General features: G+C 72.7%; 15 protein-coding genes. 14 read left to right on the top strand and 1 reads right to left on the bottom strand.

Translation table 11 applies throughout. The annotated features are described in order from the left end of the window. Positions 1-8: 8 nt before the first annotated feature. Entirely contained in the window at positions 9-1,391 is a 1,383-nt protein-coding gene (locus tag JIAGA_RS29085) for a lytic transglycosylase domain-containing protein (protein WP_051425964.1), read from the top strand. A gap of 350 nt (positions 1,392-1,741) precedes the next feature. Here the strand turns inward: JIAGA_RS29085 and JIAGA_RS0111015 are convergent, their stop codons facing one another. Further along, complete coding sequence (locus JIAGA_RS0111015; protein ID WP_026875699.1) at positions 1,742-2,974, bottom strand: MATE family efflux transporter; 1,233 nt, start codon at positions 2,972-2,974, stop codon at positions 1,742-1,744. Between the two features lie 182 nt (positions 2,975-3,156). On the opposite strand from JIAGA_RS0111015, the gene JIAGA_RS29090 reads away from it, so the two are divergent. The 13 genes from JIAGA_RS29090 to uvrB all read left to right on the top strand — a co-directional run bounded on the left by JIAGA_RS29090 (position 3,157) and on the right by uvrB (position 23,119). After that, positions 3,157-3,786 (top strand): hypothetical protein, encoded by a 630-nt coding sequence (locus JIAGA_RS29090; RefSeq protein WP_157552991.1) that lies wholly within the window; start codon positions 3,157-3,159, stop codon positions 3,784-3,786. Next, a complete protein-coding gene (locus tag JIAGA_RS29095; RefSeq protein WP_051425966.1) occupies positions 3,783-6,578 on the top strand; it encodes a YhgE/Pip domain-containing protein in 2,796 nt (931 codons plus the stop codon). Before JIAGA_RS29090 ends, JIAGA_RS29095 begins: the two co-directional genes overlap by 4 nt. 86 nt (positions 6,579-6,664) lie before the next feature. Then, positions 6,665-8,479, top strand: a complete 1,815-nt coding sequence (locus tag JIAGA_RS29100; RefSeq protein ID WP_157552994.1) for an MmpA family trehalose lipid delivery protein — start codon at positions 6,665-6,667, stop codon at positions 8,477-8,479. 31 nt (positions 8,480-8,510) lie between these two features. Continuing rightward, positions 8,511-8,654, top strand: a complete 144-nt coding sequence (locus JIAGA_RS34495) for a hypothetical protein (RefSeq protein WP_157552997.1) — start codon at positions 8,511-8,513, stop codon at positions 8,652-8,654. Between the two features lie 21 nt (positions 8,655-8,675). Next, positions 8,676-9,812, top strand: coding sequence for a glycosyltransferase family 4 protein (locus tag JIAGA_RS0111040; RefSeq protein WP_211239609.1), 1,137 nt, complete (start codon positions 8,676-8,678; stop codon positions 9,810-9,812). An 86-nt stretch (positions 9,813-9,898) separates the two neighbouring features. Next, positions 9,899-10,633, top strand: a complete 735-nt coding sequence (locus JIAGA_RS0111045; protein WP_084470287.1) for a class I SAM-dependent methyltransferase — start codon at positions 9,899-9,901, stop codon at positions 10,631-10,633. Continuing rightward, complete coding sequence (locus tag JIAGA_RS29105; RefSeq protein ID WP_051425968.1) at positions 10,630-15,003, top strand: alpha-(1->3)-arabinofuranosyltransferase; 4,374 nt, start codon at positions 10,630-10,632, stop codon at positions 15,001-15,003. The genes JIAGA_RS0111045 and JIAGA_RS29105 overlap by 4 nt, the downstream gene beginning before the upstream one ends. Beyond that, on the top strand, positions 14,931-15,506 hold the full coding sequence (locus JIAGA_RS0111055; RefSeq protein WP_026875702.1) for a type 1 glutamine amidotransferase domain-containing protein: 576 nt from the start codon (positions 14,931-14,933) through the stop codon (positions 15,504-15,506). Before JIAGA_RS29105 ends, JIAGA_RS0111055 begins: the two co-directional genes overlap by 73 nt. Before the next feature lie 213 nt (positions 15,507-15,719). Then, a complete protein-coding gene (pgfA, locus tag JIAGA_RS0111060; RefSeq protein ID WP_026875703.1) occupies positions 15,720-17,120 on the top strand; it encodes a cell envelope lipid trafficking protein PgfA in 1,401 nt (466 codons plus the stop codon). Positions 17,121-17,482: 362 nt separating this feature from the next. Beyond that, entirely contained in the window at positions 17,483-18,964 is a 1,482-nt protein-coding gene (gene rpsA / locus JIAGA_RS0111065) for a 30S ribosomal protein S1 (protein ID WP_026875704.1), read from the top strand. 118 nt (positions 18,965-19,082) lie between these two features. Continuing rightward, positions 19,083-19,772 carry a hypothetical protein gene (locus tag JIAGA_RS0111070; protein WP_157553003.1) on the top strand — a complete coding sequence of 230 codons (690 nt, stop codon included), beginning with the start codon at positions 19,083-19,085 and terminating at the stop codon, positions 19,770-19,772. Positions 19,773-19,781: 9 nt separating this feature from the next. Continuing rightward, positions 19,782-20,960, top strand: a complete 1,179-nt coding sequence (gene coaE, locus JIAGA_RS0111075) for a dephospho-CoA kinase (RefSeq protein ID WP_026875706.1) — start codon at positions 19,782-19,784, stop codon at positions 20,958-20,960. A gap of 50 nt (positions 20,961-21,010) precedes the next feature. Next, on the top strand, positions 21,011-23,119 hold the full coding sequence (uvrB, locus tag JIAGA_RS0111080) for an excinuclease ABC subunit UvrB (RefSeq protein WP_026875707.1): 2,109 nt from the start codon (positions 21,011-21,013) through the stop codon (positions 23,117-23,119). Positions 23,120-23,182 lie beyond the last annotated feature (63 nt).

Genomic DNA, 23,182 nt, shown 5'->3' on the forward strand with positions numbered 1-23,182 from the left:
CGGAGCTCGTGTCGTCGTCGGAGTACCCCGATGGCGGGACCTCGGACGCGTTCGCGAACCGCGGCGACGCAATCGTCGGCGGTGACTCCTTCGACGGTCAGGCGTCGGTGACGGTGGTCATGGACGAGCAGTCGACGGCCGAGGGGTTCGTCGTCGGGTCGCCGGCCGTCACCAACCCGCTCACGTCCACCATCGCCAGCGGCCTCGGCATTCCGAGCCTCGTGCTCCAGGCGTACCAGAGCGCGGCGTCACAGATGACGTTGGACAACCCTGCCTGCGGCATCCGCTGGGAGATCCTCGCCGGCGTCGGCAAGGTCGAATCCAACCACGCCAACGGCGGCCAGGTGTCGGCCACCGGCGTGGTGCAGCCGCGCATCATCGGCCCGGCCCTGGACGGCAACGGGTTCGCCAGTATCGGCGACAGCGACGGCGGCCGCTGGGACGGCGACACCACGTGGGACCGGGCGGTCGGGCCCATGCAGTTCATCCCCGGCACGTGGAAGGCGTACGGCGTCGACGGCAACGGTGACGGCGTGGCCGACCCCCACAATCTCTTCGACGCCACCCTGGCCGCCGCGAAGTACCTGTGCGCGGGCGGGCACGACCTGTCCACCGAGGCCGGCCTGCGGGCGGCGCTGTTCCGCTACAACCCGTCGTCGGCGTACGTCGACAAGGTCATGTCGTGGATCGAGTCGTACGACAACGGCAGTGGTTACGCCACCACCACGCCGGGCCCCGGCCCGGCCGGCGCGCCGCTGCCCCCGGCCTCTCCGACGGCCCCGAACCCGTCCGGCTCGCCGACGCCCACACCGTCGACCCCGCCGACCACGCCGCCGAGCGACCCGGACCCGTCGACGCCGCCGCAGCCCACGCCGCCGCCGACCACACCTCCCACAACGCCGCCGCCGACGCCTCCCACGGAACCTCCGACGACGCCTCCGACGACGCCGCCGACGGACGACCCGGACCCGACTGAGGAGCCCACGGAGGAGCCGACCGAGGAGCCCACGGAAGAGCCGACTGAGGAGCCCACGGAAGAGCCGACTGAGGAGCCCACGGAGGAACCGACCGAGGAGCCCACGGAGGAACCGACCGAGGAGCCCACGGAAGAGCCGACCGAGGAGCCCACGGAAGAGCCGACCGAGGAGCCCACGGAGGAACCGACTGAGGAGCCCACGGAGCCGGACGGCGAGTGCGAGACCGACGAGGCCGACACCGCCGGCGCAGCCGTCGCATCCGACAGCGGAACCGATTCGGCCGATCCGGACTGCCCGCCGGAGCCGTCGCCCACGGACTCTCCGTCGCCGACGGACGCCGAGACGCCGCACACGATCACGCCGACGCCGCGCGAGTCCAGCGGCCGGCGCTGGTTCGGCCGCCGCGGGCACTGACGTGCAGGGTTGCTCCTGCCGGTGGGATAGGGCAGGTGTGTCGGGGCGCGGTGCAGGTCTGAACGCATCCGTGCGCTCAGAGGCTGTCGTCCTGGTGCGTGCGCCGGCCCGCGTCCTGCCTGGTCAGAACACGGCTGCGATGCCTCGCGTGCCCAGGTGGGTGACCTGAGTTCCGGATGGCCACGTCGCGCGGCAGCAGGGCCGGGCGCTGCTGCTGGCCAGATCTGCGGTGTGCGATCGGCTCGCGGAGGTCTGAGCGCACCGGCGCGCTCAGACCTGCAGCGTCTTGGACCAGTGGCCGTCGCTCTCCGCACCTTGATCATCGGCGACCTGGCGCGACGCCTCGTGTCTCACGTAGCCGAATGCCGATGCTCATGGGGAGAGCGCGTCCTGGCTCGTCCGGGCGCGCGCTCGCGGACGAGGCTCCACAGCACCACCAGCCCGGCGGCGACCAGGCCCGGGACCAGCACGCCTGCCAGGTCGGTCGCCCACACTTCGACGGTGAGCGTGTAGCCGGCCAACACCGTCCACAGCACGGCAGTGGTCCAGCGGTCGCCGCGGGCGAGGTGGGCGTAGACGAGCAGGTGGGCGAGCGCGTACAGGGCGCCCAGGCCCGCGAACCCGGGCACCCAGGCGACCACGTCGCCGTAGTCGGGGCCGGCCACCAGGTGCACGCCGGGATCGGCGAACAGCCAGCTCAGGGCCGTCAGGAGGGCGCCACATCCGGCCACCGACGCCACGCCCAACGCGACCGCGCCACGCCGGCGTTCCGGGTCCGCCAGGGCGGGAAACGCGAGCGTCGGGACGAACTGCGGCAGCCAGAACGCGATCTTGGTGAAGATGGAGCCGGCGGCGTAGAGGCCGCTGGCCTCGGCGGGCAGCACGTGCCGGGCCAGCACGACGTCGATGTTGGTCAGCACCACGAAGCCCAGCAGCATCGCGCCCGACGACAACGTCGCTCGCACGGCGAACCCGCCATCCGGCGACACCAACGGCGGCCGGGCCGCGGTCCAGGCGACGGCACCGGCCAGGACGAAGCCCACCGCGGTCCCGATCAGCGCGGCGGCGGCACTCGGGTGCAGCGCCATGCCGGCCAGCCCGCCGCCGACCCGCAGCGCCGCCTGGATCGTCACCAGTGCGCCCAGCAGCCGGAACCGCTCCCGGCCCTGCACCACGCCGAATGACGGCGCCGTCGCGGCGAGGGCGGCGATCGCGACCGCCGCGGCGATCGCCGGCACCACCGAATCCAGGCGCAGCGCTGCTTTCGTGACCGGACTGAGCAGGCACAGCGCGGCACCCAACGCCACCGCCATGACCAGGCCGGACCGGACCACCGGCGCGACCGCTCGTCCGGTGGCCACCCCGCGCGCCGTCGTGGCCTGGACCGCCAGCGCGGCGACGTTGCCGACCACGACGAGGGCCAGCAGAGCGCTGAACGCGCCGAACTCGTCCGGCCCGAGCCGGCGCGCCGCGACGACGGTCAGGATGTAGCCCAGGGCGTTGGCGAGGCTGGTGCCGGCGGCCAGCGTCCCCGCGGAACTCCGCAGCCCGGCGCCGAGCAGACGTCGGGCGAGCTGCGGCATACGGCCCATCGTGCCAGGGCCGCTGTCCGGGCCACGACAGTTCGACCGGACTGCCCGGATCACCGATCTGGTCCTTGCATGACCAAATTTCTTACCGGAATCTCTGGACCTTCTTGTTACCGACTGGTAGGAAATCTCCCTATCGACGACGGCGGTCAATGTGGACCGCCCAGGAGGACACGATGCGACGGTACTTCCTGCCTGGCCTCTTCCTGGCCGTGGCCACCGGCTTGCTGGTGTGGGGAGGCGACTGGCTCGGTCTGGACCTGGAACATGTCGCCCTCCTCGGTGCGGCGCTCGGCGGTGCTGCGGGCGTCGTCCCGGACCGAAGTCCGCTGGAGCGGGTGGCGGGGTTGCTGTCCGGCGCGGTGCTCGCCTGGATCGGCTATGCGCTGCGCGCTGCCTGGCTGCCGGACACCTCGGCCGGCCGGGGCGTGGCGGCGATGCTGGTGGTCCTGGCCTGCCTGCTCGTGGCGTTCCTGGCGTCGGGCCGGTTGCCGCTGTGGTCGTTCCTGATCGGCGCGGCCGCCGTCGTCGGGGCGTACGAGGTGCCCTACACGGCGGCGCCGCCGGAGTTCGTGCAGACGTCGCCGACCGCGCTGACGACGGTGCTACTGGCGGCCGCGTTCGGGTTCCTCGCCACCGTCTTCCTGGGCAACCGCATCGAGGAGGACCGCGCTGAGGGGAGACCGGACCCGTACGACGACGGCGATGGTGAGTCGGGCGAACCCGAGGTGGTGGGCGTCCACGACACCGACGACGACGCCGAGCGGGACCGCCGCGGCGCCTTCTGGGACGGGGCACTGCGATGAGCCGGCGTCTACTCACGGTCGCGGCCGGTACGACCGCCGCGCTGCTCCTGGCCGGGCCGGCAGCGGCGGCCGACGTCGACACCACCAACACCGAGACCGTGCAGGTCTACCTGAACGCGGACGGCAGCGTCGACACCGCCCGCGTCTACGACCAGCTGGACCTCACCGGCACCGGCACGGTCGAGCTGCGCAACCCGGTCACCACCGACGGGCTGCGTGACCTCGACGAGTTCGGCGGCACCGACATCGAGGACGGCGCCGCGGTCGTGGAACTCGAGGTCGACGGCGAGGAGCGGCTGCGGACGGTGTCCGATTTCGACGGCGACCTGCCGCTCTCCGTGTCGGTCGAGTACCGGCTCGACGGCGAGGTCGTCGACGCCGAGGACGTCGTCGGCGAGTCCGGCGAGTTGGAGGTCCGCTATCGCGTCGTGAACGAGACCGGCGAGCCGCGGGAGATCGAGTACGACGACGGCACCGGCACGATGGTCACCGCGGAGGAAGAGGTCCACGTCCCCATGGTCGGGACCATGACGACGGTGCTGCCGCCGACGTTCACCGATGTCAGCTCGGGCGAAGCGAACATGGGCGGCGACGGCCGCGGTGGCACCCGGCTGACCTACGCGCTGACGCTGTTCCCGCCCATCGGCTCGGCCGAGCAGGAGTTCGGTTACCGCGCCGTCATCGCCGACGGCATCATCCCGGAGGCGACGCTGTCGGCGCTGCCGGTCTCGCCGCTGGACAGCCCGACCTACGCCACCGGCGTCGCCGGATACGAGGGCGGCATCGAGTCGGGGATCGCGCTGACGCAGGGCGCCCAGACCATCGACGAGAACCTGCTGCGGCTGCGCGACGGTGCCGCGGATCTGCTGGGCGGGCTGATCCAGTTGCGCAACGGCGCCCAGGAGCTCAGCACCGGGCTGGCCGACCGAGCCGCGCCGGGAGCGCACGAACTGGCCGACGGTCTCGGCGGGCAGCTCGCGCCCGGTGCGCGGGAGCTCTCCGCCGGTGCCCGGCAGCTCTACCAGGGCGTCGGCGGGCAGCTCGCGCCCGGCGCGAACCGGCTGGCGGCCGGTGGCGCTGAGCTCGCGGACGGGCTGGCCAAGCGGCTCGTGCCGGGGGCATCACAGCTGGCGGCGGGCGGTGACGAGTTGGCCGACGGGCTGCGGAACCGGCTGGCACCGGGCGCGTCGCAGCTGGCCGAGGGCGCCGGCGACGCCGCCGACGGGGCGGGCCGGCTGGCCGACGGTCTGGAGACCGCCGGCGACCGCGCGCCGGAGCTGATCGGCGGCCTGGAGCAGGTCGGATCCGGCCTGGACCGCGTCGACGCCGGCCTGACCCGCATGTACGACGGCGTCGGTGGCCTGCCCGAACAGGCCCGGCCGTTGCGGGAGGGAATCGAGCGGCTGCGCGCCGGCATCGGCGACATCGAGACGGCGGGGACGCTGCTGGGCGGTCTTGAGCAGATCCGCCAGGGCCTGCGGACCGAGGCGGTTCCCGCCCTCGAACGGATGGCCGACGGCGTCTACAACGAGTCCGCCGAGGAACCGGGCGCCTATCAGCGCATCGGCTGCGCGGTGCTCGTCCTGACCGACATCCTCGAGGAGCGGACCAAGGACTTCGACCCGGCCTGCTACGGCGAGAACGCCGCGCTGCTCGGGCTGGCGCGGCCGGTGGCCGGGTACGACGTCGACCAGCTGACCCTGACGGTGCTCGAGACGCTCCGCGACGAGTTGGCCGACGGCCGAACCAGCCTGGCCAATCCGGACGACCCGCTTGACCGCAACACGCTCTACGGCGGGCTGAACAGCCTCGAAGCGGCTCTGACCAGCGGTGAAGGTGTCCTGGCCGGGCTGGTGCGACTGCAGTGCGGCCTGTCCAGCGAGTCCGTCGAGGCATGCCCCGACGAGCCGGGCCTCCTGGAAGGCCTGGACCTGCTCGACGACGGAGTCGGCCAGCTGGTGCGTGGCGTCGTCGGCTCGGTGCAGGGCGGCATCGGTGAGCCCGGCGACATCCCTGCCGACGAGACGCTGCGCGGCGGCGTCAACGGTCTCAGCGACGGTGTCGATCAGATCATCGCCGGCGGTGACGCGCTGGTCGCGGGGTTGATGCAGTTGACCGACGGAGCTCACCAGCTGCACGACGGCAACCTGCGGCTGTCCGACGGGGCGGGCGAGCTGGCCGCGGGTGCCCGCGATGCCGCGGACGGTGCGGGGCGGATCGCGGACGGTGCGGGTCAGTTGGCCGACGGTGCGGAGGATGCCGCGGACGGTGCCGGGCAGATCGCCGATGGTGCGGGTCAGTTGGCCGACGGTGCGGAGGATGCCGCGGACGGTGCCGGGCAGATCGCCGATGGTGCGGGTCAGTTGGCCGACGGCGCCGACGAGGCCGCCGTCGGTGCCGGGGTGCTCGCCCAGGGCCTGGACGACGCCGCCGACGGGTCCAGTCAGCTGTACCAGGGGCTCGGGCAGGCCGCACAGGGCGCGCCACAGCTCGTCGACGGGGCCGAGCGGTTGTCCGCCGAGGGGTCGTCGCAGCTCGCGGCGGCCGGCCAGGAGACCGCGGCCGATTTCGGCACCCGGTACGCGCTGCTCGAAGCCGGTGCCGAACGGGCGACCACCGAGCCGCTGGTCAACGGTGCGCCCGATGGTGCCACGCTGAGGACGGCGTTCTCCTTCGAGCTGCCGGAGGTCAGCGGCGAGGGCGGCCGCAACGTCGTGCGTGGCCTGCTCGCCCTGGGTGTGTTCGGTGCCGCCGCCGGCGCCGCCACCTTCCTGCGCGCCCGCCGCCCGTGACGTGATCATTTGGGGCCCGACGGACGGGACGGATCGGCGGGAGCGGGCCCGGCGGGCGGGGCCGAGGGTTATGCTCGCGGCGGGCCGTGGCGGGCGATCGTGCTGGAGGGCTGCTGGTGGGCGTCCCGCAGGCGGTGCCGCATGCCGCGCGGCACCGGCGGGCCCGGCCGGGCGGCTGGGTGCTTCCGGCCTGGTGCGCCCTGCTGACCACCGCGATCGTGGCGCCCTTGACCGCTCCCGGGTTCGTGCTGTCCTACGACATGGTGGCCGTGCCGGACCAGGCGCTGCTGCCGTCGTCGGTGGGGCTGAGCAGCGCGGTGCCGCGGGCGGTGCCGTTGGACGCCGCCGTCGCGATCGTCGATTCAGTCGTCACCGGGGAGTTACTGCAGAAACTCGCGCTGGCAGGGATCCTGCTGGGCGCGATGCTCGGCGCCGGCCGGGCGCTGCTTGATGCGGGCACCGGTACGCGGGTCGTCGCGGCGTCCGTCTACGGGTGGAACGCGTACGTGTTCGAGCGGCTGGTCATCGGGCACTGGCCGATCCTGATCGCCTACGCGGCGCTGCCGTGGCTGCTCGTTCTCGGGCGGGCGGTGCGGCGAGGCCGCCGTGGCGCGGGGGCGGCCGGCCTGGTGCTGGTCGGGCTGGCGTCGCTGACTCCCACCGGTGGGCTGCTTGCGGCGGCCCTGTTCGGCGCGCTCACGCTTGCTCCTGGCGGCCGGCAGGGGCGTCGCACCCGAGCCGTCGTCGGTATCGCCGTTGTTCTCCTGCAGGCGCCGTGGGTGGTGCCGTCGGTGCTGCGCCCGGACCCGGCGGTCTCCGATCCCGCCGGCGTGGCGGCGTTCGCGTCGCAGCCGGATTCGCCGGCCGGCCTGCTCGGCAGCCTGCTGACGCTCGGCGGCATCTGGAACGACGGTGTGGTCCCGGACAGTCGAGCGCTGGCCTCGGCGCTGGTGTTGAGCGCCGTCGTCGTGGCGCTGGCGGTCGCCGGGCTGGGGGAGTTGCGACGCCGGATCGGCCGGGTCGAGGTCGTGGTCGTCGGAGTGCTGGCGGCGCTCGGCGGGCTCCTCGCCCTCGCCGGCGCCGCGCCCGGGACCGCGGGAGTGGTGGAGTGGCTGGTCGCGGAGGTGCCCGGCGGTGGGCTGATCCGGGACGGGCAGAAGTTCCTGGCCTGGTACGCGCTGCTGGTCGCGCTGGCGGCGGCTGCCGGCGCGGCCCGGCTGGCGGGGGCGATGCCGGGCCGTAAGTCCGCGCTGGCACTGACCGCCGCCGCTGCGGTCCTGCCGGTGGCGGCGCTGCCGGATCTGGCCTGGGGCGCCGGTGGCCGGCTGTCGCCGGTGACCTACCCGGCCGCCTGGGACGACGTCCGGGCCGCGCTGCGTGAGGGCGGCGGTGACGCCGGCGACCTCGTCGTGCTGCCCTACCAGCCGTTCCGGAAGTTCCCGTGGAACGACGATCGCACCGTCCTGGACCCCGCGCCGCGCTACCTGGGCGTCGAGACGGTGGTGCCCGACGCGCTGCCGGTGAGCGGCGTGGTGGTGCCGGGGGAGGACCGCCGGGCCGACCGGGTCGGGGCAGCGCTCGACCCCGATGAGCTGGCCGACCCCGCCGAGGGACTGACGGAGCTTGCCGCCGCGGGTGTCGGCTGGATCGCCGTCCAACGCGACACCCCCGGTGAGGTTCCGGCGGCGATCCTGAGCGCCGCCGTACCGGTCGAGGTGAATGGCACACTCGACCTGTACCGGCTGCCCGAACCGGCCCGCGCCTGGACCCGAATTCCGCCGTCCGGGCCGGTCATTGCCGCCGATATCGTCTCTTTGGCCATTCTTGTGGCCGCTTCGGCTGATGTTGTCCGGAACGCCTTCTTACGGCGCCGCCGGTCGTTACGCTCCCGGGTGTCGTGATTACCGCGTTGCTCGAGGAGTTCGGACGTTCATGGGAAATATCGGAGGCCTTGTCGCCGCCATTGTCGGAGTGGTGCTCGCCGGACTCACCGTCGTCACCGCCGTGAACGTCAGCCAGGGCGACGACGCGGATGACGCCAGCCAGGAACAGCTGATCGACTACGACGACAACTGACGCGGCCGGCGACCCACGATCGTGACCAGACTGCGCATCGTCATGCTCAACTGGCGTGACACCGCACACCCCGAAGGCGGCGGCTCGGAGCTCTATGTGGAGACCGTCGCCGCAGGTCTGGCCGCCGCCGGCCACGACGTCACGCTGTTCTGCGCGGCGTATCGCGGCGCCGCCCGGGAAGAGTGGCGCGACGGCTACCGGATCGTGCGCCGGGGCGGCAAGCTCACCGTCTACGCCCATGCGGTCCGGATGCTCGCCACCGGGGCGCTGGGTCGCCCGGACGTCGTCGTCGACGTACAGAACGGCGTCCCGTTCTTCAGCCGCCTGGCGGCGCGGTGTCCGGTGGTCGTGCTCGTCCACCATGTCCATCGCGAACAGTGGGGCGTCGTGTACGGCCCGGCTGTCGCCCGCTTCGGGTGGTGGCTGGAGTCGCGGGTCGCGCCCCGGCTCTACCGCAACAGCCGCTATGTCACCGTTTCGGAGGTCACCCGGACGGAGTTGGCCGCGCTCGGGGTCGGTCCCGGGCGAGTGGACGTCGTCCACAACGGCACCGCGGCGGCACCAGCCACGACGGCGCGTCGAGAGGCCACGCCCCGCCTCTGCGTCCTCGGCCGGCTGGTGCCGCACAAGCGGGTCGAACACGCCCTGCACGTCGCGGCCAGGCTCCGCCCGCGCCGGCCCGACCTGCGGGTGAGCGTGATCGGCGACGGCTGGTGGGCCGGGCGGCTGGTCCAGACGGCCCGCGAACTCGGCGTCGAGGACATCACCGAGTTCCGCGGGTACGTCGACGAGCGGACCAAGCACGAGGAACTGGCCCGCAGCTGGCTCATGCTGGCGCCGTCGGTGAAGGAGGGCTGGGGCCTCACCGTCGTCGAGGCGGCCCAGCACCGGGTGCCGACGCTGGGCTACCGGTCGGCCGGCGGCCTGGCCGAGTCGATCGTCGACGGCGAGACCGGCGTGCTCGTCGACGACCTCGACGAGCTGACCGACGCGGTCGAGCAGCTGCTCGCCGACGACGGCCGGCGCGCCGCCCTGGGAGCCGCTGCCGCCGCGCACGCCGCCGGGTTCACCTGGGAGGAGACGGTCGCCGCGTGGGACCGGGTGCTCACCGACGTGGCCGTGGGGGAACCGGCCCAGCCCATGATCATCAAGAGTTGACCCGGCCCTGACCGGATCAACTCTTGACGATCATGGGGAATTCGACGAAATCGCGCGGGCAATTGGGGTATTTTGCCGACGTGCTGCTGACCGATCCCCGTGACCGCGCTTCTCTTCACCGTTCGGTCCGGCTATTCCGGGCATTTCTCGCCGAGCAGAGTGACCCGGACCATTTCTACGGGACGTTGGCAGCCGACTCCATTGCGCAATTGTCCGATTATGCCGATTTGCGCGATGCGCTCGTCGTGGACGTCGGCGGCGGTCCCGGCTATTTCCGCAGTGCTTTCCGGGGCGCCGGTGCCCGGTACGTCTCCGTCGACAGCGACCACGGCGAGCTGGCCGCCCGCGGCCGGCCGGAACCGGGCAGCGTCATGGGCAGCGGCCTGGCCCTGCCGATCCGCGACGCCGTCGCCGACGTCTGCTACTCCTCCAACGTGCTGGAGCACGTGCCCGACCCGTGGACCATGGCCGAGGAGATGCTGCGGGTGACCCGGCCGGGCGGCACCGTCTTCCTGTCGTTCACGGTCTGGCTGTCGCCCTGGGGCGGGCACGAGACCGCGCCGTGGCACTACCTCGGTGGTCATCGCGCCGCGCGCCGGTACACCCGCCGGCACGGCCGGCCGCCGAAGAACCGGTTCGGCACCAGCCTGTTCCCGGTCTCGGTCGCCGACGCCCTCACCTGGGCGCGCGGGACCCCGAACGGCGAGCTGATCGACGCGTTCCCGCGCTACCACCCGTGGTGGGCCCGCGGACTGATCCGAGTGCCGGGCGTCCGCGAGGTGCTGACCTGGAACCTCGCGGTGGTGCTCCGGCGCCGATGACCACCCACCCGAGGCTGCGCCGGCCGGCGTGGCGCATCCAGCTCGTGCTGTGCTGCCTGGGCCTGACGGCGCTGGCGTTCCGGCAGGCTCCCGGCAGCATCGTGCCGGACACGAAGCTCGACCTCACCGCCGACCCGGGCGGCTTCCTCGAGCGCGCCCTGCACCTGTGGGAGCCGGCCGCCGCGTTCGGGCAGCTGCAGAACCAGGCCTACGGGTACCTGTGGCCGATGGGCCCACTGCATCTGCTGGGTGACCTGGCGGCGATGCCCAGTTGGGTGGTGCAGCGGCTGTGGTGGTCGCTGGTCCTCGTCGCGGCGTTCCTGGGCATGGTGCGTCTCGCCGGTGAGCTGGGCATCGGCCGTTCGTGGACGCGGCTGCTGGGCGGCATGGTGTACGCGCTGGCGCCTCGGATCCTGGTGTCGCTGGGCGCGGTGTCCATCGAGGCGTGGCCGACGGCGCTCGCCCCGTGGGCGCTGATCCCCCTGGTGCGGGCCTGGCGCGGTGGACCGGTGGTGCGCAACGCCGCGCTGTCGGCGCTGGCCGTGTTCTGCATGGGCGGGGTCAACGCGGCGGCGACCTCGGCCGCCGTCGTACCGGCCGGGCTGTGGTTGCTGCTCGCGCCGCGCTGGCCCGGACGGTGGCGGTTCGCGGCCTGGTGGGTGGCATGCTGCACCGCGGTGACGGTGTGGTGGTGGGCGCCGCTGCTGCTGCTCGGGGCGCACAGCCCGCCGTTCCTCGACTGGATCGAGACCGCGGCCAACACCACCCAGCACACGTCGCTCATCGAGGTGCTGCGCGGCAACGACCACTGGCTGTCGTATCTGTCCGTCGCCGGCGACCCGCAGTGGCCGGCCGGCTGGCTGCTGGCCAGTGAGCCGGTGCTCATCCTGCACACGGTGTTGATCGCCGCGCTCGGCCTGGCCGGGCTGGCCCGCCGTGACCTCCCCGGGCGCCGGGTGCTGCTCACCAGCGCGGTGCTCGGGCTGGGCCTGGTGTCGGCCGGATACGCGGGCGCGGCGGCGGGCCCGCTGGCCGAGTCCGTTCGCGGGCTGCTGGACGGCCCGCTGGCGCCGTTGCGCAACGTGCACAAGTTCGACGTGGTGCTGCGGCTGCCGCTGGCGCTCGGGCTGGCACACGCGCTGTCGATGCTGCGGGTGCCGGCCATCTCGGTGCGCCGCTTCCGGGTGCTCGTCGCCGGCCTGGCGGCGGTGGTGCTCGCCGGGGTGGCGACGCCTGCGCTGGCCGGGCGGCTGCCGCAATCCGGCTCGTACGACGAGATCCCCGGGTACTGGCACGAGGCCGCGGCCTGGCTGGACGACAACGCCGGCACCGGCCGCGCGCTGCTCGTTCCCGGCAGCGCCTTCGGCGAGTACACGTGGGGCGCTCCGCGCGACGAACCGCTGCAGGCGCTCACCGACGCCTCGTGGGCGGTGCGGGACTCGGTGCCGCTGTCGTCGGCGGGCAACATCCGGCTCCTGGACGCGATCGAGACGCGCATCGCCGCCGGTGAGGGCGGTGGCGGCGTCGTCGAGGCGCTGCGCCGGGCCGGAGTCAGCCACCTCGTCGTGCGCAACGACCTCGATCGCGCTCGCACGGACGCGCCCCGTCCGGCGCTCGTGCACCAGGCGATCGCCGACCTGCCCGGCGCGGAGCGGGTGGCGTCCTTCGGGCCGCTGGTCGGCGCCGGCGACGGCGATCCCGACGTCGCCGTGGACTCGCGGCTGGACGTGCGGTACCCGGCGGTCGAGGTCTTCGCGATCGGCGACCCCGAGGTCGACGAGCACCGGGTCCGCGCCTACCCGCTGGAGGGCAGCATCCGGATGTCCGGTGGCCCGGAGTCGTTGCTCACCGCCGGGGACGCCGGCCTGCTCGGCGACCGGGCGGTCTTCGTCGCCGGCGACGGGACAGCGATCGCCGACCCGGATCCGGTCCCCATCGTGACCGACGGCCTGCGCCGGCGGGCCGTGTGGTTCGGCGCCAGCCGCGACAACACCACCCAGGTACTGACCGCCGACGACGACGGGTCGCTGGGCCGGCGGGTCCGCGACTTCCTGCCGTCGGATGTCATGGACGACACCGGTCGCCAGACGGTCGCCGTCGTCGACGGGGTCGCGACGGTGACGGCGTCCTCGTCGGGCGCCGACCCCCGCGCGTCGATGGCGCGCGGCGCAGAGAACTCGCCATGGGCCGCCGTCGACGGTGACCCCGCCACCACCTGGGTGTCCGGACAGTACGGCAATGCGGTCGGGGAGTGGTTCGAGATCCGGTTCGACGAGCCGCGCGACGTCGGTTCCGTCGAGATCCTCCCGCTGGACGACGGTCCGGTCAGCGCGCCGATGCAGCGGGTCGCCGTCAGCACCGACGCCGGTGTCGTCGAGAGTGGCCTCCACGCCGGCGCCGGTGCGCAGGTGCTGGCGGTCCCGTCCGGGCCCACTCGGACGCTGCGGATCACCGTCGTCGAGGTCGGAGAGGGGACGGTGAGCGGGGTCGGGATCCGGGAGCTGACCGTCCCCGGCGTCGAGATCACCCGGACGTTGCGGGTCCCGTCCGTGCCGGCCGCTGACCTCGGCGGGGTGGACGAGGACCGGCCGGCAGCGATGGCGTTCGCCGTCGCCGACGGCCGCCGAGGCGAATGCGTCGCCACCGACGACGTGGCCCGGTGCGCCCGGCAGCTGGACCGCACCGGCGAGGAGAACGGTGACCTGCGCCGTCAGGTGGACGTGTCGGCGGACTCGCGGTACTCGGCCGAGCTGACGGTCCGGCCGCGGCCGAGCCGGTCGCTGGAGCGGCTGCTGGCGCCGGAAGCGGGCGCCATCCGGGCCGAGGCCAGCTCGCGCTCGATCTCCGACCCTCGGGGCCGCCCGCAGGCCGCCGTCGACGCCGACCCCGGTACCGGCTGGGTGGCCGCGCCCGGTGACGAGACGCCGGAACTCACGCTGAGCTGGGGCGAGCGCCGCGAGATCGACGGGCTGCGCCTGGTCGTGGAGCCGTGGCTCGCCGCTTCCCGGCCGAGCCTCGTCGAGGTTCAGGTCGGTGACCAGCGGCTCCAGGCGGAGGTGGGCGCCGACGGCGAGGTCGCGCTCCCGGAGCCGGTGCGCGCCGACGAGCTGGTCCTGCGGATCCTCGAGGTCGAGGAGCTGGAGGACACCGAGGCGTCGTTCGGGCTGCGCACGGTGCTGCCGGGCGGGCTGTCCGAGGTCGAGGTCATCGGCGCCGACGACCTGCGGGTCGCCGTCGACGAGTCCCGCGCGATCAGCATCCCGTGCGGCGAGGGACCGACGCTGGTGGTCGACGGCACCGAGGTGCCCACGCGAGTGAGCGCGACGGCCGGCGACCTGCTGCACGGGCGCCAGCTGGCAGCGGTTCCGTGCGGCGGGGAGGCCGTGCTCGCGCTGGAGCCGGGCACGCACGACATCTCCCTGCTGGGCAGCGCGCACACGCGCCCGGAGGCGGTGACGCTGCTGCCGGCCGGTGCGGCGGAGCCGGCGCCGTCCGCGCCCGACGTCGCCGTGCAGACCTGGGACGCGACCAGCCGGGAGGTCGTCGTCGCCGCCCGCGAGACACCGGCGGTGCTGGCGGTCGCCGAGAACCTCAATAGTGGCTGGGAAGCGACGCTCGAAGGCCGGCGGCTGGAACCGGTCCGGCTGGAGGGCTGGGCCCAGGGCTTCGTGCTGCCCGCCGGCCCCGCGGGCGTCGTCGAGCTCACGTACGGGCCCGACGAGCCGTACCGGCTGGCGCTGGCCGCCGGCCCGCTCGGCGTGTTGCTGGTGCTGCTGGCGGCGTGGCGCGGCACCCGGGTCCCACCGGCGCCGTCGGCCATCCCGGCGCAGCGGACGGGGGCCTACCCGGCGCGCCACCGCCGCCAGCGTGCCGCACCGGTCATCGCCGTCGGCACCGTCGCTCTGGTCCTGCTCGGCGGTGTCGCCGGCGCCCTCGCCGCCGCCGTCGGTGCCGCGGTGCTGCTCGCCGGGCCGAGGCGGCCCGGGCTGACCCGGACGGCACCCGTCCTGGCCGGCGGCGCCGCGCTGCTCGCCGGGTTCGTGGTGGCGATTCGGCCGTGGCCGGGCCCGGACCCCGGCGCGCACTCCGCAGCCGCCCAGGTGTTGGTGCTGGTGGCGGTGGCAATCGCGGTGATCGGTGCGGTCGCCTGGCAGCGGCCCGGCAGCGTCGCCGACGACGAGTTCGTCACCATCGACGCCATGCTGGAATCCGAGCCGCCCGGCGCGACCCGGAATGGGATGGGACGGTCCGGGTACCCGCCGACGGTAAGTACGTCAGAACGGCGAAGGGAGGAGACATGGACCGGCGCATCGACGGCACGAGGGTCGCGGTTCTCGTCGCGAACGAAGGGGTCGAGCAGATCGAGCTGACCGAGCCGTGGAAGGCGATCGAAAACGCCGGCGGGCGGCCCGAACTCGTGGCGCCGCAGGGTGGCGAGGTCCAGGCCTTCAACCACCTGGACAAGGCCGACACCTTCCCCGTCGACCACACCGTGGCCGACGCGAACCCCGACGATTACGACGCGCTCATGCTGCCCGGCGGCGTCGCCAACCCGGACCAGCTGCGGCTGTCCGCGGACGCGGTCGCGTTCGCGCGGGCGTTCTTCACCGCGGGGAAGCCGGTCGCGGCGATCTGCCACGCGCCCTGGACGCTGATCGAAGCCGACGTGGTGCGCGGCCGCACGCTGACGTCGTGGCCCAGCCTGCAGACAGATCTGCGCAACGCCGGCGCCACCTGGGTCGACGAAGAGGTCCACACCGACCATGGCCTGGTCACCAGCCGCAAGCCCGACGACCTGCCGGCGTTCTGCGCCAAGATGGTCGAGGAGTTCGCGGAGGGCCGGCACCCGGCGCAGGCCGCGGCGACCCACTGAGCGTCCGCGGGGGAGCGGGCAGGTGACGGCGACGCCCACTCCGGCGTCGCCGTCACCGTGTCGGCAGGTGTGACCTGCGCCGCGATCTCGGGTGATATGGCCGGATCGCTTTCGCCCGTCCTAGCCTCGGAGTAGGTTCACGCTGTGGCGTGAGCCGGGCCGGCCGCGGTCCGTGGATGCTCGCGGCGGAGCAGCGGACGAGAAGGGTGATCCATGCGGCGCTCGATCGGCCTGGTCCTGGTCGGACTGGGCGTGTTGTTGTTGGTCCTGGCGCCGCTGTCCCGCTGGTACGCCTATCCGCAGCTGGCCGTCGCCTCCGACGAGACCGCTGAGCGGGTCTCCACCGGCTCCGACGTCGTCGTGCTCGACCTGGGTGCCGTCATCTCGCGGGAAGGCGAGATCGAACGCAGCACCGACGTCCGGTCGGTGCGGCGGATCGTCCCCGACCGGGGCGCCGGAAGCGACGACACCGCCGTCTGGGAGACCAGCGTCACCACCTACGACGACCTCGGCCAGGGTGCCACCGACTCCGAGAACGTGCTGTCCTACCTGGAGGAGCGGGTCGCGTTCGACCGCCACACCGGCGAGAACGTCGCCGGGCACGGCCAGTTCTACACGCCGACCGGCGAACGCGCCGACCGCGTCGAGGTCGACCACACCGGCTACTTCTTCAAGCTCCCGTTCGACACCCAGCGGCGCGCCTACGAGTTCTGGGACTCCACCATCCAGGACACCCGGCCGCTGGAGTTCGACGGTGAGACCACTCTCGACGGCCTGACGGTGTACCGCTTCGTCCAGGAGGTCGAACCGACCCCGGTCACCGCGCTCGAGGTCCCGGGCTACCTGTTCGGTGCCACCGGCGCCGTCGTCGCCGACCGGGTCTACTCCACCACCCGCACGCTGTGGGTGGAACCGCGCACCGGCGCCGTCATCAAGGGCGAGGAGGAGCAGCACAGCTACCTGGAGTTCGAGGGCCAGCAAGGCCCTGCCATCGTCCAGGGCACCATCGCGTACACACCCGACCAGGTCGCGGCGAACGTCGACGAATACAGCGGGACCGCCCGCACGCTGGAGATCGTGCGGACCACCGGCCCGCTGGCGGCGCTCGCGCTCGGCGCGGTGCTGGTGGTCATCGGCGCGGTGCTGGCACGCAGGACCTATCGCGGCCGCCGGCGGGCCGCGCTCGCCGACGGCCCGGCAGACGCCCCGGATGACGGCGCGGTCGTGACGGCGACGTCCAATTCGAACGTGCCGTCGCCCGCGCGCCCGCCCGAGGCGGAGCCCCCCGCCTGGTCCCCGCCGCCGGTGGCCACCCGCCCGCCGCAGGAACGCACGCCCCTGCAACGCCGGCCCGTCCGGCCCCGCCCGGAGCAGCCGGTCACCCAGCCGGAACCCGTGCGGCCGGAACCCGCGCGCTCCCCGGATGGGGCGTTGCCCCGTCGGCCCGTCGCGGAGCAGCCGCGGCCGCCGGCGGCCGAGCAGACCCGGCCGGCCGCCGAACCGCGTCCGGCCGCCGAACCGCGTCCGGCCCACGACCAGCACGACGACGATGACGACGTCTTCGACGAGTTCGACGACGACGGTCATTCGGCGGGGCCGGTTCACCGCTACTGACCAGCGGCGACACGGCACATCGTCAGGCCGCCGGCCGGGCTCCGGGCCGGTCCGCGGCGCCGCCGGCGGACGCGGATCGCCGGACACGCGGGCCACTGCGGGTTCGTTCCGCCGTTATGCTGGGCGCGAGCAGCGCGGTTGTGATCAACCCGCGACCTCATGTCGATTGACCCTGGTCCTGGCGGCCGGGTACCCTGTGTGTGCGCTGTGGGCCTGTGCGATCCTCAGACGGAGCAGGCTCGCGCTCGTTACTGTCGGATGGCGGCACAGGTATTCAGGTTCCTGGTCGGTGATGGCACAGCGATCCAAGGGTCCTGGCGCACTGGAGCTACAACCGACCCTTGTCCGGAGTCCCCTTCCACATGACGAGCAGCATCGAGGCCGAGACGCCTACCTCGACGGCCCCCAGGACCACGCAGGTCGCGGTCAATGACATCGGGTCCGAGGAAGACTTCCTCGCCGCGATCGACGAGACCATCAAGTACTTCAACGACGGCGACATCGTCTCCGGTACCGTCGTCAAGGTCGACCGGGACGAAGTCCTGCTCGACATCGGCTACAAGACCGAGGGTGTCATCCCCTCGCGCGAGCTGTCCATCAAGCACGACGTCGACCCGAACGAGGTCGTGTCCGTCGGTGACGACGTCGAGGCCCTCGTCCTGCAGAAGGAGGACAAGGAGGGACGGCTGATCCTGTCCAAGAAGCGCGCCCAGTACGAGCGCGCCTGGGGCAAGATCGAGGAGATCAAGGAGGCCGACGGGGTCGTTTCCGGCACCGTCATCGAGGTCGTCAAGGGCGGCCTCATCCTCGACATCGGTCTTCGTGGCTTCCTTCCCGCGTCGCTCGTCGAGATGCGCCGGGTCCGCGACCTCCAGCCGTACGTCGGCAAGGAGATCGAGGCCAAGATCATCGAGCTGGACAAGAACCGCAACAACGTGGTGCTGTCCCGCCGTGCCTGGCTGGAGCAGACGCAGTCGGAGGTGCGCTCCACCTTCCTGCAGACGCTGCAGAAGGGGCAGATCCGCTCCGGTGTCGTGTCGTCGATCGTCAACTTCGGTGCGTTCGTCGACCTCGGCGGTGTGGACGGCCTGGTGCACGTGTCGGAGCTGTCCTGGAAGCACATCGACCACCCGTCCGAGGTGGTCGAGGTCGGCCAGGAGGTCACCGTCGAGGTCCTCGACGTCGACATGGACCGCGAGCGCGTGTCGCTGTCGCTCAAGGCCACCCTCGAGGACCCGTGGCAGCAGTTCGCCCGGATCCACCAGATCGGTCAGATCGTGCCGGGTAAGGTCACGAAGCTCGTCCCGTTCGGCGCGTTCGTCCGCGTCGAGGACGGCATCGAGGGCCTGGTGCACATCTCCGAGCTGGCCGAGCGCCACGTCGAGGTGCCCGAGCAGGTCGTGACGGTCGGCAAGGACGTCATGGTCAAGGTCATCGACATCGACCTGGAGCGTCGCCGCATCTCGCTGTCGCTGAAGCAGGCCAACGAGGGTGACACCGCCGCGCACGTCGCCGAGCACTTCGACCCGACGCTGTACGGCATGGCCGCCGACTACGACGACCAGGGCAACTACAAGTACCCCGAGGGCTTCGACCCGGAGACCAACGACTGGCTCGAAGGGTACGAGAAGCAGCGCGAGGAGTGGGAGCGGCAGTACGCCGAGGCCCACGCCCGCTGGGAGGCGCACAAGTCCCAGATCGAGAGCGCGCAGGAGGCCGACGCCGAGGCGAAGGCCGACAGCCCGTCCTCGTACTCCTCGGCGCAGCCCGTCGACGAGGGTGCCGGCACGCTGGCGTCCGACGAGGCGCTGCAGGCGCTGCGGGAGAAGCTCACCGGCAACTGAGCTCCCGCTGGCAGCTGAGCACGACAGCGGCCCCGGTCCCGTCCACCCGGACGGCGCCGGGGCCGCTGTGCGTGCGCCGGCGTCGGCATGGACCCCGGGAGGGCGTTACGGTGTGCTCGTGACGAGCAGAGACCACCACCGCGCGGCCGCGCTGGCCGTGGCCGTGCCGCTGATGCTCCTGCTGGCAGGTTGCTCCGGCAACGACGACCCCGAGGTGCCGGTCGTGCCCACACCGGGCGGCGGCACCGGAACCGACGCCACCGGTCAGCCGACGGACGGTACGTCGCCGTCGCCGGCATCCACGACGGGCGTACCGGAGCTGTGCGGCGACCTCGCCACGGCTGGTGAGATCGCGCAGATCCTGCAGGCGCCCATGCAGGGCGAGACGGTCCGCGTCTACAACGACGAGTACCTGTCCGACTCCGGCCGTACCGGCCGGCTGACCTGCAGCTACGGCGTTCCGGAGGTGCCGCCGGGGCAGAGCGCGCCGCCGACCCCGCCGCCGGTGCCGTTGACCATCGCGGTGAGCGGCTACGTGGACGTCGAGACGGCCGCCGGTCGGATCCCGCCGACGGTCGACGCCGCGCAGGCGTCCGGCGGCACCGTCCAGGCACAGACAGTGGCCGGTCGCGACGGCTTCCTGCTCTCCGACGCCGAGGACGTCTCGTTCGTCGTCGCCGACGATGTCCGCACCTACGTCGTCACGCTGCGCCACGGTGTGGTGCCGGCCGCCGCGGAGCCCGTCGTCCTGCTGGATCTGGCCACGCACCTCCTCGGCGGCTCGGAAACGCCGGCACCGACCGGATAGGGTCGGCGCGTGCTGAGAGTCGGATTGACCGGCGGCATCGGGGCCGGCAAGTCGGTGGTGTCCCGGCGGCTGGCCCAGCGGGGCGCCACCGTCGTCGACGCGGACGTGCTGGCTCGTGAGGTGGTCGAGCCGGGGACACCGGGGCTGGCCGCCGTCGCCGCCGAGTTCGGGCCGCAGGTGCTGACACCCGACGGCGCCCTCGACCGGCCGGCCCTGGGCAAGATCATCTTCGCTGATGACGACCGCCGCCGGGCTCTGAACGCGATCGTGCATCCGCTGGTGGCCCGTCGTCGCGCGGAGCTCGTGGCGCGGGCCGGTGCCGGTTCCGTCGTCGTCGAAGACATCCCGCTGCTGGTCGAGAACGGCATGACCGACGGGTTCCCGCTGGTCGTCGTCGTGCACGCCCCACCGGCGGAACGGCGGCGCCGGCTCGTCGCCGACCGCGGCATGAGCGAGTCCGACGCGCTGGCCCGGATCCGCGCTCAGGCCAGTGACGAGCAGCGGCGCGCCGCCGCCGACGTCTGGATCGACAACTCCGGCGACATCGCCGATACCTACGCGGTGGTCGATCGGCTGTGGGAACGCCGGCTGCACCCGTTCGCGGCGAATCTGCGCGCCGGCACCATCGCACCGCGCCCGGCCCATGCCATCGTCGTCGACCCCGACCCGACCTGGGCCGACCAGGGCCGGCGCATCGTCGAGCGGGTTCGGCGGGTGGCCGGTGACCGCGCGGTGCGGGTCGACCACACCGGATCCACCTCCGTGCAGGGGCTGGCCGCCAAGGACGTCATCGACCTCCAGGTGGTGGTCGAGGACCTGGCGGCCGCGCGCGCCGTCGCCGACGACCTCACCGAGGCCGGGCTGATCCGCCGCCCGGACCGGTGGTGGGACGTCGACCGCGACGGCGTGGAACACGACAAGGAGCTGGCCGGCAACGCCGACCCGGACCGGTCGGTCAACTGCCACGTCCGCCCGCGCACCTCGCCGGCGTGGCGCGACGGCCTGCTGCTGCGCGACTGGCTGCGGGCGCACCCGGAGGCCGTCGCCGAGTACGCCACGCTCAAGCGTGAGCTCGCGGCCCGGCCGCACGAGTCCGTCGATGCCTACGCGCAGCTGAAGACCCCGTGGATCAACGCGGCGCTCGGCCGCGCCGACGCGTGGGCGCGCAGCTCCGGCTGGCGGCCCTGACGGCGGTGGTCATGCCGACTTTGTCGGTGGGAGCGCATACCGTTGGGGACATGCGTGCGGCAGATGAGCTGACCCGGACGGTTGCCCCGTTCACGGTCGTGAGTGAGTGGGACCCGTCCGGCGACCAGCCGGCGGCCATCGACGAGCTGGAGAAGCGCGTCAGCCGGGGTGACAAGGACATCGTGCTGCTGGGCGCCACCGGTACCGGCAAGAGCGCCACCACGGCCTGGCTGATCGAGCGGGTGCAGCGGCCCACGCTGGTGCTGGTGCCGAACAAGACGCTCGCCGCCCAGTTCGCGAACGAGCTGCGCGAGATGTTCCCGAACAACGCGGTGGAGTACTTCGTCTCCTACTACGACTACTACCAGCCCGAGGCCTACGTCCCGCAGAGCGACACCTACATCGAGAAGGACTCCTCGATCAACGAGGAGGTCGAGCGGCTGCGGCACTCGGCCACCTGGGCGCTGCTGACCCGGCGCGACGTCATCGTGGTCGCCACCGTGTCGTGCATCTACGGCCTGGGCTCGGCCGACGAGTACCTGCATCGCATGGTGCATCTCAAGGTCGGTGACGAGAAGAACCGCGAGGGCTTGCTACGCGAGCTGGTGGACGTCCAGTACACCCGTAACGACCAGAACCTCACGCGCGGCACCTTCCGGGTCCGCGGCGACACTCTCGAGATCATCCCGATGTACGACGAGCTCGCCGTGCGGGTGGAGTTCTTCGGCGACGAGATCGAGCGAATCATGACCATGCATCCGCTCACCGGCGAGGTCATGCGCGAGGAGCAGGAGACGTACGTCGCGCCCGCCACCCACTACGTCGCCGGCCGTGAGCGCATGGAGCGCGCCATCACCAACATCGAGGCGGAGCTGGCGGAGCGGCTGGCCGAGCTGGAACGGCAGGGCAAGCTGCTGGAGGCGCAGCGGCTGCGCATGCGCACCACCTACGACATCGAGATGATGCGCGAGGTCGGCTTCACCTCGGGCATCGAGAACTACTCGCGGCACATGGACGGGCGGCCGGCCGGTTCCGCACCGAACTGTCTGCTCGACTACTTCCCGGACGACTTCCTGCTGGTCATCGACGAGTCGCACAACACGGTGCCGCAGATCGGCGGAATGTACGAGGGCGACATGAGCCGCAAGCGCACGCTGGTCGATCACGGGTTCCGGCTGCCCAGTGCCATGGACAACCGCCCGCTGCGCTGGGAGGAGTTCCTCGAGCGCATCGGCCAGACGGTGTACCTGTCCGCCACGCCCGGCCCGTACGAGCTGGGCAAGGTCGACAGCGTCGTCGAGCAGATCATCCGGCCCACCGGCCTGGTCGACCCGGAGGTGGTGGTCAAGGCCACCAAGGGCCAGATCGACGACCTCATCCACGAGATCAACCTGCGGGTCGAGCGGGACGAGCGGGCCCTCGTCACCACGCTGACCAAGAAAATGGCCGAGGACCTCACCGACTATCTGCTCGAGCGCGGCATCCGAGTCCGCTATCTGCACAGCGAGGTCGACACCCTGCGCCGGGTCGAGCTGCTCAGAGAGCTGCGGATCGGCGAGTTCGACGTCCTGGTCGGCATCAACCTGCTCCGGGAGGGTCTCGACCTGCCCGAGGTCTCCCTGGTCAGCATCCTGGACGCGGACAAGGAAGGCTTCCTGCGCTCCGGCACGTCGCTGATCCAGACCATCGGCCGGGCCGCGCGCAACGTCTCCGGCCAGGTGCACATGTACGCGGACACCATCACGCCGTCCATGCAGAACGCCATCGACGAGACCAACCGGCGGCGTGAGAAGCAGCTGGCGTACAACGCCGAACACGGCATCGACCCGACGCCGCTGCGCAAGCGCATCAGCGACATCACCCAGATGCTGGCCCGTGAGGATGCCGACACCGAGTCGCTGATCGGCGGGTCCGGGCGCGCCGCCAGCCGCGGCAAGTCACCGGTGCCGGGGCTGAAGTCCGGCGCCGGTGCCGGGAAGCACGCGGCAGAGCTCGCCGGCATGCCCGCGGCGGACCTCGCCGACCTGATCCAGCAGCTCAGCGACCAGATGCACGCGGCCGCCGCCGAGCTGCAGTTCGAGCTGGCGGCCCGGCTGCGCGACGAGATCTCCGAGCTGAAGAAGGAGCTGCGCGGCATGCACGAGGCCGGCGTCCGCTGATCCCGCGCAGGACTCCACCGGTGGCGGGAGCTGCCGGTGACCCCGCGATGTGGTCACTGGACG

The organism is Jiangella gansuensis DSM 44835, from assembly GCF_000515395.1.
Lineage (GTDB): Bacteria > Actinomycetota > Actinomycetes > Jiangellales > Jiangellaceae > Jiangella > Jiangella gansuensis.